Origin of the sequence: uncultured Aliiroseovarius sp. (genome assembly GCF_947497285.1) — a bacterium.
Classification (GTDB): domain Bacteria; phylum Pseudomonadota; class Alphaproteobacteria; order Rhodobacterales; family Rhodobacteraceae; genus Aliiroseovarius.
In genome coordinates, this window is record NZ_CANMFT010000005.1 from 62,812 (window position 1) to 77,694 (window position 14,883).

At 60.1% G+C, this 14,883-nt stretch carries 15 protein-coding genes; 9 read left to right on the plus strand and 6 right to left on the minus strand.

The window, feature by feature from the left end; genetic code table 11:
- Nucleotide 1: 1 nt before the first annotated feature.
- Complete coding sequence (locus Q0864_RS10475; protein WP_298568997.1) at nt 2-2,044, plus strand: NADH:flavin oxidoreductase; 2,043 nt, start codon at nt 2-4, stop codon at nt 2,042-2,044.
- 7 nt (nt 2,045-2,051) lie between these two features.
- Here Q0864_RS10475 and Q0864_RS10480 read toward each other — a convergent pair whose 3' ends face one another.
- The 3 genes from Q0864_RS10480 to ubiA all read right to left on the minus strand — a co-directional run bounded on the left by Q0864_RS10480 (nt 2,052) and on the right by ubiA (nt 5,500).
- The gene (locus Q0864_RS10480; RefSeq protein WP_298568999.1) at nt 2,052-2,381 is read right to left on the minus strand and encodes a hypothetical protein; all 330 of its coding nucleotides are present in this window, start codon (nt 2,379-2,381) and stop codon (nt 2,052-2,054) included.
- A gap of 23 nt (nt 2,382-2,404) precedes the next feature.
- Nucleotides 2,405-4,468 (minus strand): OmpA family protein, encoded by a 2,064-nt coding sequence (locus Q0864_RS10485; protein ID WP_298569001.1) that lies wholly within the window; start codon nt 4,466-4,468, stop codon nt 2,405-2,407.
- A 63-nt stretch (nt 4,469-4,531) separates the two neighbouring features.
- Complete coding sequence (gene ubiA, locus Q0864_RS10490; protein WP_298569003.1) at nt 4,532-5,500, minus strand: 4-hydroxybenzoate octaprenyltransferase; 969 nt, start codon at nt 5,498-5,500, stop codon at nt 4,532-4,534.
- A gap of 11 nt (nt 5,501-5,511) precedes the next feature.
- Here ubiA and Q0864_RS10495 point away from each other — a divergent pair, with 11 nt between their 5' ends.
- From Q0864_RS10495 to Q0864_RS10515, 5 genes are all read left to right on the plus strand, one after another.
- Nucleotides 5,512-6,237 (plus strand): 16S rRNA (uracil(1498)-N(3))-methyltransferase, encoded by a 726-nt coding sequence (locus tag Q0864_RS10495; protein ID WP_298569005.1) that lies wholly within the window; start codon nt 5,512-5,514, stop codon nt 6,235-6,237.
- Nucleotides 6,238-6,305: 68 nt separating this feature from the next.
- Nucleotides 6,306-7,106, plus strand: a complete 801-nt coding sequence (locus Q0864_RS10500; protein WP_298569007.1) for a GNAT family N-acetyltransferase — start codon at nt 6,306-6,308, stop codon at nt 7,104-7,106.
- The gene (locus Q0864_RS10505; RefSeq protein WP_298569009.1) at nt 7,103-7,615 is read left to right on the plus strand and encodes a hypothetical protein; all 513 of its coding nucleotides are present in this window, start codon (nt 7,103-7,105) and stop codon (nt 7,613-7,615) included. The genes Q0864_RS10500 and Q0864_RS10505 overlap by 4 nt, the downstream gene beginning before the upstream one ends.
- A gap of 63 nt (nt 7,616-7,678) precedes the next feature.
- Nucleotides 7,679-9,049 carry a glutamate--cysteine ligase gene (locus Q0864_RS10510; RefSeq protein WP_298569011.1) on the plus strand — a complete coding sequence of 457 codons (1,371 nt, stop codon included), beginning with the start codon at nt 7,679-7,681 and terminating at the stop codon, nt 9,047-9,049.
- Between the two features lie 96 nt (nt 9,050-9,145).
- Entirely contained in the window at nt 9,146-9,613 is a 468-nt protein-coding gene (locus Q0864_RS10515) for a hypothetical protein (RefSeq protein WP_298569013.1), read from the plus strand.
- An 82-nt stretch (nt 9,614-9,695) separates the two neighbouring features.
- On the opposite strand, the gene Q0864_RS10520 is transcribed toward Q0864_RS10515, so the two are convergent.
- Entirely contained in the window at nt 9,696-11,102 is a 1,407-nt protein-coding gene (locus tag Q0864_RS10520; RefSeq protein WP_298569015.1) for an FAD-binding oxidoreductase, read from the minus strand.
- A gap of 153 nt (nt 11,103-11,255) precedes the next feature.
- Between Q0864_RS10520 and glpK the strand changes: the two genes are divergently transcribed.
- Nucleotides 11,256-12,722: a glycerol kinase GlpK gene (gene glpK / locus Q0864_RS10525; protein ID WP_298569016.1), complete on the plus strand. Its 1,467-nt coding sequence runs from the start codon at nt 11,256-11,258 to the stop codon at nt 12,720-12,722.
- Here the strand turns inward: glpK and Q0864_RS10530 are convergent.
- Nucleotides 12,709-12,951: a hypothetical protein gene (locus Q0864_RS10530; protein WP_298569017.1), complete on the minus strand. Its 243-nt coding sequence runs from the start codon at nt 12,949-12,951 to the stop codon at nt 12,709-12,711. The two genes, glpK and Q0864_RS10530, sit on opposite strands and share 14 nt — an antisense overlap.
- A gap of 93 nt (nt 12,952-13,044) precedes the next feature.
- Between Q0864_RS10530 and Q0864_RS10535 the strand changes: the two genes are divergently transcribed.
- On the plus strand, nt 13,045-13,431 hold the full coding sequence (locus Q0864_RS10535) for a YigZ family protein (RefSeq protein WP_298569019.1): 387 nt from the start codon (nt 13,045-13,047) through the stop codon (nt 13,429-13,431).
- A 14-nt stretch (nt 13,432-13,445) separates the two neighbouring features.
- Here Q0864_RS10535 and Q0864_RS10540 read toward each other — a convergent pair whose 3' ends face one another.
- On the minus strand, nt 13,446-13,904 hold the full coding sequence (locus Q0864_RS10540) for a hypothetical protein (protein WP_298569021.1): 459 nt from the start codon (nt 13,902-13,904) through the stop codon (nt 13,446-13,448).
- Nucleotides 13,905-14,288: 384 nt separating this feature from the next.
- Between Q0864_RS10540 and Q0864_RS10545 the strand changes: the two genes are divergently transcribed.
- Entirely contained in the window at nt 14,289-14,882 is a 594-nt protein-coding gene (locus tag Q0864_RS10545; protein WP_298569023.1) for a thymidine kinase, read from the plus strand.
- Nucleotide 14,883: the final 1 nt, after the last annotated feature.

The window sequence follows — 14,883 nt, forward strand, 5'->3', positions numbered from 1 at the left end:
CATGTCCACTGATCCCCTTTTGCAGCCCTATCAACTGGGACACCTGACCCTTCGCAACCGGATCATGACCACCAGCCATGAACCGGCCTATCCCGAAGATGGAATGCCCAAGGAGCGCTATGCGGCTTATCACGCAGAACGGGCCAAGGCTGGCGTCGCGATGGCGATGACGGCAGGGTCGGCCGCGGTGTCGAAGGACAGCCCACCCGTGTTCAACAACATCCTCGCCTATAAGGATGAGGTCGTTCCGTGGATCAGAAATCTTACCGATGCTGTCCATGAACATGGCGCGGCCTGCATGATCCAGCTGACCCATCTTGGGCGGCGCACGGGTTGGAACAAAGGCGACTGGTTGCCGCCGGTCTGTTCTACGCCACACCGTGAACCGGCCCACCGCGCTTTTCCAAAATTGGCAGAGGACTGGGATATCACCCGTATCATTTCCGATTTTGCCGACGCGGCTGAGCGGATGAAAGAGGGTGGCATGGATGGGGTCGAGATTATGACCCATGGGCATCTGCTGGATCAGTTCATTTCGCCCCTGACCAATCGTCTCGATGGACCCTACGGCGGTGATCTGACAGGGCGGATGCGACTGACGATGGACATCATTGATGCCGTGCGTGGACGCGTCGGCAATGAATTTATCCTCGGCGTGCGTTTTGCCCCGGACGAAGCTCAGGACGGTGGCATTGACCCGGAAATGGGCATGGAGATTGCCAAGATGCTGCGCGATAGCGGGCAGGTGGATTATCTGAACATCAACCGCGGGCGCATTCATACGGACCCGGCGATGACAGATATGATCCCCATTCAGGGCGCGCCCTCGTCGCCGCACCTGGATTTTGCCGGGCGGGTGCGTGCCGAAATCGGCATGCCCACTTTTCACGCCGCCCGTATCCCTGACGTGGCAACGGCGCGTCATGCAATTTCCTCGGGCCAACTCGACATGGTGGGCATGACGCGCGCGCACATGGCTGACCCCCATATCGTGCAGAAGATCATCGAAGGGCGCGAGGATGACATTCGCCCCTGTGTCGGCGCGACCTACTGTCTGGACCGTATCTATCAGGCGGGCGATGCGTTGTGCATCCACAATGCCGCCACCGGGCGCGAATTGACGATGCCGCATGTGGTCGAAGCGGCCCCCGAGAACCGTAGAGTCGTGATCGTCGGCGCTGGGCCTGCCGGTTTGGAGGCCGCCCGCGTGGCCGCCGAGCGTGGGCATGATGTGACCGTCTTTGAGGCGCAACCCAACCCCGGTGGGCAGGTGCGCCTGACCGCCCAAACCCCGCGCCGGCGCGAGATGATCGGGATCATCGACTGGCGCATGGCGCAATGTGCCGCGCGGGATGTGACGTTTCATTTCAACACATGGGCCGAAGCCGAAAATGTGACTGCGCTAAACCCAGACGTGGTGATTGTCGCCACCGGCGGTCTGCCGAACCTTGAGCTGTTTGAAAGCAAGGGCGATCAGGACTTGGCTGTCAGCGCGTGGGACGTGATCGCGGGCGACGTGAAATGTGCGGGCGATGTGCTGATCTATGACGAAAGCGGGGACCACCCCGCACTGCAAGCCGCCGAAATTGCCGCCGAGGCTGGGGCGCAGGTCGAGGTCATGACACCCGACCGCGTCTTCGCCCCTGACATCATGGCGATGAACTTGGTGCCCTACATGCGGTCGCTCCAACCCAAAGGCGTGCGGTTCACCGTGACCGAGCGGCTGCTGGACATCGCACGAGATGGCAACCGCCTGCGTGTGACCCTTGGCACGGACTATTCAGATTACACCCGCGAAGCGACCTATGATCAGGTGGTGGTCAACTACGGCACGTTGCCGATGGCGGACCTTTATTTTGATCTGAAAGAGACGTCCGTGAACCGTGGCGAAGTGGATCAGGCCGCCCTGATCGAGGGTCGCCCGCAGTCGATCCGCACCAATCCAGACGGCGCGTTTCAGCTTTTCCGGATCGGTGATGCGGTATCTGCGCGCAACACCCATGCGGCGATCTATGACGCGCTACGGTTGGTCAAGGATATCTAAGGACGCGCTAGCTGCCCTGTTGGACCCGCTCGATATAGGCGCGCAGTTCGCCCGCCTCGTGCCGCGCATCGCGCAGACCGTCCATGGCAGCGCTCAACTCGGCCTCGGTCTGGTGCAGTTGGTTCGACATCTCTGCTTCGCGCTGCTGAAGATAGGTTATCGCTTGATCGCGCGTCTCTTCCGCCTCGTGCAGCGCTTGTGCCATCTTGTCCAGTTCGCCCATCTCTGACCCGGAAACCTGTACGAAGCGGTGGATCAGCCAATGAGCAAACCACCCCAAAACAAAGGCCACGAACAGGATGATGGCGGTCACGATGATAAACTCGGTTCTGTTCATCGGCTTTGGTCCTTGTGTATCGCTCAGCGTTCAGGGCGCGGCTTGGGGCGGGTGTCTTCGTCTTCAGGTGTCAGGGAGGCTGGCCCGGCAAAAGGAGGGCCGCTTGCCGCGTCGCCTTCGGCGGTGTCGTCTTCCTGTGGTGTTTCAGAGGCATCGGTGTCAGTCGCTGCCGGATCGTCGCTACCGCCGGTCGGGTCAGCCTGCGTGGCCGGATCCCCCTCGCCTGTTTCGTCCGCAGCGCCCTCAGCTTCAGGATCTTGGGTGTCGTCGGCCTCTAGCAATTTAAACTCGATGCGACGGTTGGCTTCGCGACCGTCTTCGGTGCCGTTGTCGGCAATGGGATCGTCTTCGCCATAGCCTTTCGCCGTCAAGTTCGTCGTCAGAATGCGCCGGGTCAGAAGCGCGTTCAGGACGGCCTGTGCCCGGTTCTGCGACAGGGCCTGGTTCATTTCTTCACGACCCTGACTGTCGGTATAGCCTGCAATCTCCATACGCACGTCAGCGCAATCTTTCATAATCTCAGCGATCTTGTCGATTGTGCCCGCTGCCGAGGTTTCGATATTCGCAGATCCGGGGGCAAAGGTGATCTTGGCCTCGTTCATGACCGCGTTGATGTTGGCCGCACATTGCTGAGGGCTGGGCAAGTCGTGACGCGGGTCAAGTTCTTCCTTGTAGACGACATTGACCCGGAAGTTCTCGGACGCCCCCAGCTTTCCGCTCAGCACACGTGACACCATCGCACTGGCGTCCGGGTCACCGGTCATGCCACGCAGGTCGACGACTTCTGGTTGCACCACTGCGGCGCCGCTGGACAGCAGTGACAAAGCCTCAAGCGCGGCCAGCACGCGGGTCGGCCAGTCGGCAGGCAAATCCGGGTCCAAACGGGTCGCGGGATACACGTTGGTCGATCCGAATCTTGCGCGTGCATAGTTTTCCGCGGCACTTCGCAGGGTTTCATCGGTCAGACGTCCACGCAGCTGCACCGTGCCTTCCGGGCTTTTCGTGGCCACGAATTCCGGTGGTCCCTGTCCGTCGCCACTGCCGTCGATCTTTACGGGTTCGGGCAACACGGAGTGCAGCGAATAGAGGTCGGGCAGATCGTTTTCAAGTTCTCCTACGATCCGGTCGAACGTCGCCTGTGGGGTCGTGTCGGGGGCGACCAGCGTCACATCGGCATCCGAAAAAGTGATCGAGCCGCCTTCAAGCGCCTTGATCGCGCGAATGCCCAGTTCGACGGCCTCTGGCCAATCTGGCGAGGGAACACCCAAGCCGATGGTGCAGTTCGCACTGCCCTCTAGCCCGGCGTCGGTCGCCGCCGATACAATCTTTGCGCGCCCCACTGTGTCATGCGCCGAACACGCATCGAAACGCGCGCCTTCTTCGTCGATCAGAAAACGCAGCGTGAAGGGGGTGATGACCGGGCGCGGGGCCGCGATGTCGATGGCCAGCAGCGCCGATCTGGGTGCCTCGCGCTTAAGCTCCCGTGCCCAGGTCGCCTTTTGTTTTTCACTGTCGGCCAACGCCGTAATGGCCACCTTTCCGGCGTCCATCGAAATCTTTGACCGCGGCAGCTTTTCAAGCGCGAACATTGCAAATTCCAGCGCCTCTGCCCAATTGGCGGGCACCGGGTAGTCCGCGACTTCTAGAAGGTCGGTGACATGGCTGCCGCGTGCGATCTGCTGGACATCTTCGTTCAGGGCTTCGCGGTCGGTTTGTGCCGGAATGAGACCGATCATCGAAATGCCCGCGTCGTTTCGCAAAATCTCGATGGAAAAGCGGGGCGGCTCGATCGCTTCCGTCGCCGGGATCGAGATATTGTCGATCACACGCGCCGCATCGACCACCGAACCTGCAGCAGACAAGGCGCGAAACCTTGCTGCTTCGCTGGGGGCCGTGCCGGACAGCACCACCTGCAATCCATCGGATTGCACGCTTGCCCATTCATATCCGTGCAGGATCAGTTGTCCTTCCACCGCGTCTTGCGAGCTCGTTTCAATAGCTGTCACCGACAGCGTTGCCGCCAGCAGGGACACCAGGGCTGCAATGGCGAACGAGGCAGGAACCAGAATGATGTGCGAAAGGCGCATGCGTAAGGGCATCCGTTTGCTTGTTGACTTGTGCTTCTTAGGGCGTGTCTTTGCCCGGTGCAATCACACGAGCAGCGCGATGGCAAGAAATAGCACAGGAATTAGGCCTGCATCGCGGTTGGATCTAAACAGACGCAGGCAGGTCTCGGAGCTGTCCGTGTCAAGTTGCCTGAGCTGCCACATCAGGTGCCATCCCATAAACCAGACCCCGCCAAGCACCACTGCAAGAGAAAGAACGTTTTCACCCGGTGCAAGGGCCAAAATAAAGGCCAATGCAAGCAAGGCAACTGTGGCGATCTGGAAGAAAAGCAGCCACTTACGGCTGTTGTCACCGAAGAGCCGTGCGGTGGACTTAACCCCGATCAGGGCATCATCCTCGGCGTCTTGGTGTGCATAGATCGTGTCATAAAACAGTGTCCACGCGATACCTGCGGCATATAGCACCAAAGCGGGCCAGCCAAGGCTCCCGGTATGTGCGGTCCAAGCCAGCAACGCGCCCCAGTTGAAGGCGATGCCCAGAAAGACCTGCGGCCACCATGTGAATCGCTTGGCGAAGGGATAGATCGCGACCGGGGCCAGCGACACAATGCCCAGCAAGATGGTTGCGCCGTTGAACGTCAGTAAAATCCCGAAGGCGATCAATGCCTGCAGGGCCATCCATATCGCAGCCTGTTTTGCGGTGACTTGCCCGGACGGAATGGGCCTGCTGCGGGTGCGTTCGACCTGTGCATCAATGTCGCGGTCGGTGATGTCGTTCCACGTGCAACCCGCACCACGCATCAGCCATGCCCCGATGGCGCAGCCCAGTATGATCCACAGATCGAACCAGCCGAACCGCCCGGTCGCATTGGCGGCGAGAAGCAGCCCCCACCAGCACGGCAGCAGCAACAGCCAGGTGCCAATGGGCCGGTCCGCGCGACTGAGGCGCAGGTAAGGGCGGCTCCAACCCGGTGCGCGACGATCGACCCAATTGCCGGTATAGGCATCGGCGACTTGCCCTTTTGGCTCTGGCATATTGGCGTTTTGGGTCATAGGTTTCCCTCATGAAACAGGCGAAAGTCAGGCTCTATGTAGATCACCCCTTGGCCGAGGGGCAAACCGTTTCGCTGTCACGCGAACAGGCGCACTACCTTTTTGGGGTGATGCGGTTGGGCGAAGGCGACCTTGTGGCACTGTTTAACGGGCGGGACGGAGAGTTTCCGGCGCAGATCGTCGAGGCTGGCAAACGCAAGGGTGTTCTGGAATGTCAGACCCAGTCGCGGCCATTGCACATGCCGCCCGATCTGTGGCTGTGCTTTGCGCCGATCAAGAAGGCGCGCACCGATTTCATCGTCGAAAAGGCCGCCGAGATGGGGGCGGCGCTGATCCAGCCCATGTCGACCGAATACACCAATTCCGAACGTATCCGCCGTGACCGGCTGCAGGCCCATGCCATCGAAGCCGCCGAGCAATGCGGTGGCACCTATGTGCCCGACGTGGTCGATCTGATGCGCATGGACAGGCTGTTGGACGCATGGCCAGATGATCGCCAGATCATGTTTTGTGACGAAGCGCTTGTGGGTGCGGCCGAGACACTCTCTGCCGCCAGTGGGCACCGCTGGGCCATCTTCATCGGCCCCGAAGGCGGGTTCTCTGACCGGGAACGGGCGCGCCTGCATGCGATGGAAAACGCCCACCCCGTTAGCCTTGGTCCGCGCATCCTGCGCGCCGATACTGCCGCCGTGGCGGCCATGACCATGTGGCAGCAGGTGTTGGGAGATTGGTCTTGATCCGCATGGCGAGGCCTGGTGATGAGGGCGCTATAGATGCGTTCCTGAAGCCCCATTCGGCAAGCTCCATGTTCTTGCGATCCAACCTTGCGCAATTCGGGCTGGGACTTGGCCCGGATCGGTCCGACGACCCGCGCGCGACAACGTTTTGGCTGGCCAAGAATGGTGCTATGCGCGCGGTCTTTGGGCTGAGCAACGCCGGGTTTGTGATGGGTCAAGCACCAGACAACGACCCCGATGACTGGATCGCTTTTCGCGACGCGCTGAAAGGCGCAACGGTGGCAGGCATCACGGGGGCCACGCCTCAGATCAAGACTGCAATAGAGGTTCTGGGGCTACAGAATGCGCCATATTCGGTGATGCGCGATGAGCCGCATTACAGGCTGGACCTTCACGATCTTGAAGACCCCGCCAGCAACGCGCGGTTGCGTCCCGCCAAGCCTGACGATCTTGACCTGCTGGTCGACTGGATCATTGACTATGACACCAGTGTTTTGGGGTCTCCTTTGAACGACGTGACCCGCGCGCGCGCCAGTGCAAATGCGCAGGCGCACATGAATTCAGACAGCCATCGTATTCTGGAGGTCGACGGCATGCCCGTCGCGAAGACCGCGTTCAACGCGTCCTTGCCGGACATGGTGCAGATCGGCGGCGTCTACACGCCCCCGGAACACCGGTCGAAAGGCTATGCCCGAACCGCTGTCGCGCTTCACCTATTGGAAGCGCGCGAACGCGGTGTGAAAACCGCGATCCTGTTTGCCAGCGGCAAACCCGCCTGCCGTGCCTATGAAGCCATCGGGTTTCAGAGGATCGGAACCTATACGCTTGGCATCCTTACCGAACCACACGTGATCGGAGCGACCTCATGAGCTTCGTGCGTCCCGAAGCGGGCAAAGCGCTAATCCGCTATCGCGAAGCCATGGTGGGCGGCGCGGTGGTTTTTCTGGGTCTTTGGTGGGCGATTGGCTCGCTTGGCCTGATCAAGTGGATCGGCCTGACCGTCGCGGCGTTCGGCGCTGCGATCCTGTGGTCAGGCTTGCGTCATGCGCGCATCCGTGCGGGCCATGGTGGCGTTGGTGTGGTGCAGGTGGATGAACGACAAATCACCTATCTGGCGCCCGTCGGGGGCGGGTTCGCTTCGCTTGACGATGTGGGCCGGATCGAGATCGCAAAAGACCGCGCGGGCATGGCTGTTTGGCGCTTTCGCACAGGCAACGAGATTTTGTTCATCCCCGCGCGCGCAGAAGGGGCCGAGGCGCTGTTTGACGCGCTCACCGCTCTGTCTGGCGCAGACATTGATGCGGCCATCCGTGCCGCCAATACGCCACCCAATGAAACCGTCGTGATCTGGCAGCGCGCTGTCGTTAAGCTGCATTGACAGTCCCGGCCCATTGGACCACCACTGAATGACCCTGCAAGGCGCGAACAGTAGGAGACGCCCATGTCCATCCCTCAGTCCGGCGGCGGACCGATCACCCACCAAGACCAGTTGGCCCAGTATTTGTCAGACGGCTGCAAGCCACGCGATGCGTGGAAGATCGGCACCGAGCATGAGAAGTTCGGCTATTGCAAGGACACGCTAAAGCCGCTGCCTTATGACGGGCCGCGGTCGATTCTGGCGATGCTGGAAGGACTGCGCGACCGTTTCAACTGGACCGAGGTGCGCGAGGCGGGCAACCTGATCGGGCTGGAGCGTGACGGCGCGAATATCAGTCTTGAGCCGGGCGGGCAGTTTGAACTGTCCGGCGCGCCCTTGGATAGCATCCACCAGACCTGTGACGAGGTGAACGAACACCTGCGCGAAGTGCAGGAGGTCGCGGATGGGATCGGTGCGCGCTTCATCGGCCTTGGCGCAGCGCCCGACTGGACGCATGAGCAGATGCCGGTGATGCCCAAGGGCCGTTACAAGCTGATGACCGACTACATGGACAAGGTCGGCACGCACGGCAAACAGATGATGTATCGGACCTGCACGGTGCAGGTGAACCTCGACTTCGCGAGCGAGGCCGACATGGTGCAGAAATTCCGCGTGGCGTTGGCCTTGCAGCCCGTTGCCACCGCGCTTTTCGCCAATTCGCCGTTCTTTGAAGGCAAACCCAACGGCCACAAGTCATGGCGGTCGCGCATCTGGCGCGATCTGGACCCGGCCCGCACCGGAATGCTGCCCTTCGTGTTCGAAGACGGCATGGGGTTTGAGCGCTATGTGCAATACGCGCTCGATGTGCCAATGTATTTTGTCTACCGCGACGGGCAGTATATCGACGCGCTGGGCCAGTCCTTCCGTGACTTCATGCAAGGCAAACTGCCCGCGCTGCCCGGCGAGACGCCGACGCTGTCCGATTGGGCTGATCACCTCACAACGATCTTCCCTGAAGCTCGTATCAAGCAATACATGGAGATGCGCGGTGCTGATGGTGGCCCGTGGCGTCGTCTCTGCGCGCTGCCGGCGTTCTGGGTCGGGTTGATGTATGACGCCAGCAGCCTTGATGCGGCTTGGGACTTGGTCAAACACCTTGATGCCGAAACGCGCGAGGGGCTGCGGGTTGCGGCATCAATCAAAGGCTTGCAAGGCGAGGCTGGCGGCGTGAAGCTGCACGACCTTGCGCGCGAGGCCGTGAAGATCGCTGAAGCTGGCCTGAAAGCGCGTGCGCGGGCAGGCAATGCCGGCTTGGTGCCGGACGAAACCCACTTCCTGAACGCCGTTCAGGAGAGTGTCGAGGAAGGCCGGTCCCCCGCGTGTGAATTGCTGGCCAAATACCATGGCGAGTGGGATGGCGATCTAAGCCGGATTTACGCCGAATACAGTTACTAGAGGCAGCTACGTGCTGGGTGGCGCGGGATGATGGACGACTGCTGAGCGGACAATGCACGCTTTCGTTGAGAAATTTCTTGTTTTAGTATTTCCGCCATGAAAACCGTAGAAATTTCCACCCACTTGAACGCGCCTGTGGATCAGGTTTGGAGTGAGGTGAACAAACCGCAATTGCTAATGTTCGTAGCGCATCCGGTTTTGCATTTCATACCCATTGAACCTGAAAGGCTCCCCGACCGATGGGCGGACGGCGATTACATTTTCAAACTGAGATGGCATAACATCGTGCCATTGGGAAAGCTGGTTATTAGTATTTCGCGACCAGCAACAGAAGGCAAATTGAGGCTTCTTAGAGATAACGGACACGGCGCATTGGTAAGACGCTGGGATCATTTGATATCACTGGAACCAGATGGCAACGGCACACGTTATACGGATCGAGTAGCGCTTGATGCTGGCATTGCTACACCTGTCGTCGCTGCCTTTGCTCGAAGTTTCTATACACATCGACAGAGACGCTGGCACAGACTTGTGGAATCGAACTTCAACTATATCCTTTCTTGAACGCGTTTACAGACGAAAGACCCGCGTTGTGGCGCGGTCAAAAAGGGCTCTGAACCACCATCTGCCCTTTCTCCGCCCGGCCTCAAACCGGCAAAAGTTTCCCGGGGTTCATAATGCCCTTCGGGTCCAACGCCTGCTTGATCTGAGCCATCACGGTCAAAGCAACTTTGTCCTTGCGTCGCCGCATTGACGGCAGTTTTGACAGCCCAATACCGTGCTCTGCCGAAAAGCTGCCGCCCATCGAAATGGTCACGTCCTCGACCCGTTGCATGATGGGATCAACCAAGTCCGGGGCGCTGGGAAATACGGTATAGTGGATATTGCCGTCGCCCAGATGCGCGACCTCGATCACCTCGGCGTCGGGGTCCACCTGCCGCAACACGTCGCCCATGCGGGTCAGGAACGGTTCGACCTTGTCCAGCGGCAGGGCGATGTCGTTGTTGACCAGCGGATCGCGGGACAAGACGACTTCGGCTACGGATTCGCGCATATGCCACATTCGTGCGCGTTGGGCGTCGTTCTGGGCGATGTTCGCGTCAAGGATGACGCCATCGTCCAGAAAGCCCGCCAAAACCTCCTCGAGCCGGTTGGTCAGGGGGATCGAGCCGTCATCGCCGGGTGTGGCGTCCTGCTCGATCGTCGATCCGATTTCGGCCAGAACATTGATGGCGTGGCTGTCCGCAAAGGGCGGGCGTTGGTCAGGGTGCTTTTCACGCAAGGCATCGAAATAACGGTCGGGCATGTATTCAAATGCCTCGACCGCGCCGCCGGTGGCATCTTGCAGCCGGTTCAGGATGGACAGCGCATCGGCCAGAGATCCGACCGCAAGCATGGCCGTGGCACGGGCTTTGGGGGCAGGCACCAGCTTCAGAACCGCGCCCGTGATCACCGCCAGCGTGCCTTCGGATCCGATCAGCAGATTGCGCAGGTCATAGCCGGAATTGTCCTTGTGAAGCTCGCTCATCAGGTCAAGGCGGTCGCCGTTGGGCAGGACGGCCTCGATCCCGATGCACAGGTCACGGGTGTTGCCGTGGCGCACGACGTTTGACCCGCCTGCGTTGGTGGCCAGCATTCCCGCGATCATACACGATCCCTTGGCGCCGAAACTCATCGGGAACTCCAGATCATGCGCGGCGACGGCGGTTTGCAGGTTTTCCAGCACGACGCCCCCCTCAACGATGGCAATGCGGGCGTCGGGCCGGATGTCGCGAATGTGGTTCATACGCGATAGGGAAAGCATCAAGCTGCCCTTGGGCGCGTGGGCGCCGCCTGCCAAACCGGTATTGCCCGACACGGGAACGACCGGGGTGCCCGTGTCATGGGCGATGGCCATCACAGCCTGCACATCGCGTGTTGATCCGGGGCGCAAAACAGCAAGAGGGTCGTTGCGATACTTGCCCAGCCAGTCGCTGGCCCAAGGCGCGGTATCTGCGCCGGTCAGAACATGCGCAGCCCCGATGGCGCCTCGCAATTGGTCAAGCAATTCCATGTTATTCTGTTCCTGTTTCGATTGCGTCAGGATAAGTCCTGCAGCTGCCAAGGTATAGCCACGATGCATACGGGCGTGACAGGTCAGCGTCTGGGTGTTAGCGATATCTAACCGCTTACGGGCGGCAGATCACCACGACGACCGGAGTTTTTCATGACCTACATCCTTGCGATTGATCAGGGAACCACATCTTCCCGTGCCATCCTGTTTGATGAAAAGATGCGCCCGACGCGCACGGCGCAACAGGAATTCAAGCAGCATTTCCCGGCATCGGGTTGGGTCGAACATGACCCGGAAGAGATTTGGAAAACGGTTCGTGAAACCTGCCTTGAGGTTGCTGCTGGCACAGACGTCGCGGCAATCGGTATTACCAACCAGCGCGAAACGACGCTGGTGTGGGACCGCGCGACAGGCAAGCCCATTCACAATGCCATCGTTTGGCAAGACAGGCGCACCGCCGCCACCTGTGCGGCGCTGAAAAAGACCGGGCACGAGGCGTTTGTGACTGATCGCACCGGGCTGTTGCTGGACCCCTATTTCTCGGCCACCAAACTGGCGTGGATCTTGGACAATGTGGATGGTGCCCGCGCCCGGGCTGAAGCAGGCGAGCTGGCATTCGGCACGGTCGACACGTTCCTGATCTGGCGCTTGACGGGCGGGGCGCGGCATGTGACCGACGCCACCAATGCCGCGCGCACCATGCTCTACGACATCAAGATCGGCGCGTGGGATGCCGATATCTGCCGCCTTCTGGACATTCCGATGTCTCTGCTGCCCGAGGTGCTGGATTGCGCCGCCGACTTCGGCACGACCGATTTGCTGGGCGGCGCGACGCCGATCCTTGGCGTGGCGGGCGACCAGCAGGCGGCCACGATCGGGCAGGCGTGCTTCAAGCCGGGCATGATGAAATCGACCTATGGCACTGGTTGCTTTGCGCTGCTCAATACAGGCGACAAGCCAGTTGCCTCGACCAACCGATTGCTGACCACCATTGCTTATCAGCTGGACAGCACGCCGACCTATGCGCTGGAAGGGTCCATCTTCATCGCGGGGGCTGCCGTGCAATGGCTGCGTGACGGGCTGGGGATCATCGAGGATGCGGCGCAGACCGGTGAACTGGCCCAAGCCGCTGATCCCGAACAAGAGGTCATCCTTGTCCCGGCCTTCACAGGTCTTGGTGCGCCCTATTGGGACGCGGAATGTCGCGGCGCGATGTTTGGCCTGACGCGTGGATCCGGCCCCAAGGAATTCGCCCGTGCGGCGTTGGAAAGCGTCGGATTTCAGACCCGCGATTTGCTAGATGCGATGCAGGCGGATATGGGCCATGCCAGCGATACCGTGCTACGCGTCGACGGCGGCATGGCGGCGTCTGACTGGACCATGCAGTTTCTGGCCGACATCACCGGGGCGGCGGTGGATCGCCCGACTGTTCTGGAAACCACCGCGTTGGGCGCGGCTTGGTTGGCGGGAATGAAAGCGGGAATTTACCCTGATCAGGACGGGTTTGCCGCGCGCTGGGCACTTGACCACCGGTTCGAGGCCCAGATGGACGAAGCCACGCGCAACCGCCGCTACGAAGCATGGAAAGATGCCGTCAGACGGACTCTTACGCACCCGTAGATTTGGTCGAATGATAAATCCCTTCGGGCAGGTTTAGTGCCGCTGTCAGGTCGCCAAGCTGCGCGGGCGACAATGTAATTCGATGCACCTGATCGGTGCGCGGATCCCATTGTTCCAGCGTGACGCAATCGTCAAACGCGTTGATGGTGACATCCTCGTTCAAATGCTCGCGCCCTTCGTCCACAAGGGTGACGACGGTGGCGTCAAATTCGTGCTCAATGGTAAACATGGGTCGAGTTTACGCGATCACACGCCAAAGGCCAGTGCATCCTATGGTCGCGGCGGTTTGCGGCGGATATACAGGGGCGATCAGCGGGGGCATATGCAACAGTTCACTGGATTCCTTACCGACCGAGGGTCGAAATACGCCGTATCCGGCGGCCCCGTCGCGTCGCGCGAAGAGGTGAAGGCGTTCTTGAAAACGCTGACGCGCGACAAACGGTTCGCCAAGGCATCTCATAATACATGGGCGGCGATAATACCCGAGGATGGCCCGTCAAAAGGTGATGACGGAGAAGCCGGGGCAGGGCTGGTCATCCTACGGATGCTGGAGCGAGAGGGGTTGCAGGGTCACATCATCGTTGTCACCCGTTGGTTTGGTGGCACGAAATTGGGGGGTGACAGATTTCGCCGCGTGCAGGACTGCGTGGACCACTATATCGCCCACGCCGATCTGGCCGCGCACGGGTTGTCGACCAAAGCTAAGTGACCGACACACGGTGGTCAGGTGCCGCTTTCTTCTTCCAGATGCAACTTCATGTCGATCAGCACATGTTGCAGCGCCAGTGTTTCACGCAACAGGCGTTTGGCTTCGTTGATGGTGATAACGCCATCCTCGATCGATTGCTGATACTCGGCCATCAACATGGCAAACCGCTGCGATAAGGCAATCACGTCCGAGTTCACGCCGCCACCAGGGGCGTTCTTGCGATCTGCATCATAGGACATCGACGCGCCGCGCAATTCTGCCAGCGCGCTGGTGACATGGGGATAGCTTGCGGCTTTTTCCAACGCCGCGACCGCGTCAACGGGCATGAACCGGTCGGTGTGCTCGTCACTGTCTGAATAATACCGCCCAAGTGTTGCCTTCGACTTGCCGGTCAAAGAGCACGCGGTCTCAAGTCCGACATCCTTGACCAAGGCCTCGGTGTGCTTTTTCAGGTAGTTTCCAATACTCGACATATACCAAACCTCTTTCCTCAGCACGGCGCTGTGGGGAATTGCGTCATTCTTTTCCCATTATTCGGCGCGCAAGGGAATGGCTTAATTGTTTCATAGCGAGTTGGTGAGTTTCAAGAGTGCAAGGCGCATGTTGCGCCAGCACGTGAAAAGGGTCCACGGCGTGTTTCGCGGTGGAGTGTTGGGGCAGGTGTCCCGGCGCAAGTCGGTAAGCAGTTGTAATGAGTTTGAGGTCCGTTCCATCCCCAAGGGCCAAGCGCCCGCAGACCTCGTTTCCGGTTTTGCTTACCGACCCCTTTTCATATGCTAACCCACGCCCGCCGTTTGCCTGCGTGGTTGATGGCAACAACACTTGATCCTGCACGTCGGGCGGCGTAATGCGTCGATATGGCCAAGCTCTATTTTCAATATTCGACGATGAATGCGGGGAAATCGACCCTGCTGCTGCAAGCCAGCCATAACTATGGCGAACGCGGTATGGAGACCTATCTGATCACCGCGAAGCTTGATCATCGGGCTGGTTCCGCTCGTATCGGAAGCCGGATCGGTATCGGGTCAGATGCCGACACGTTCGCGGTGGGCGAGGATCTGTTTGCGAAAATCCAATCACGACTGAATGCCAGCCCGTGTGCTTGCGTGTTCATTGACGAAGCCCAATTTCTTGAACCCGATCAGGTGTGGCAACTGGCGCGTGCGGTCGATGACCTCGGCGTGCCTGTCATGTGCTACGGATTGCGCGTTGATTTTCAGGGCAATCTGTTTCCGGGATCGGCGGCGTTGCTGGCGCTGGCAGATGAAATGCGCGAGGTGCGCACGATTTGCCATTGCGGCAAGAAAGCCACGATGGTGGTGCGGCAAGACGATGCCGGTAACGTGCTGACCGATGGTGATCAGGTGCAGATCGGTGGGAACGAGACCTATGTTTCGCTCTGCCGCCGTCACTGGCGCGAGGCGGTCGGGGATCCTGACACCGGCGCTTAGG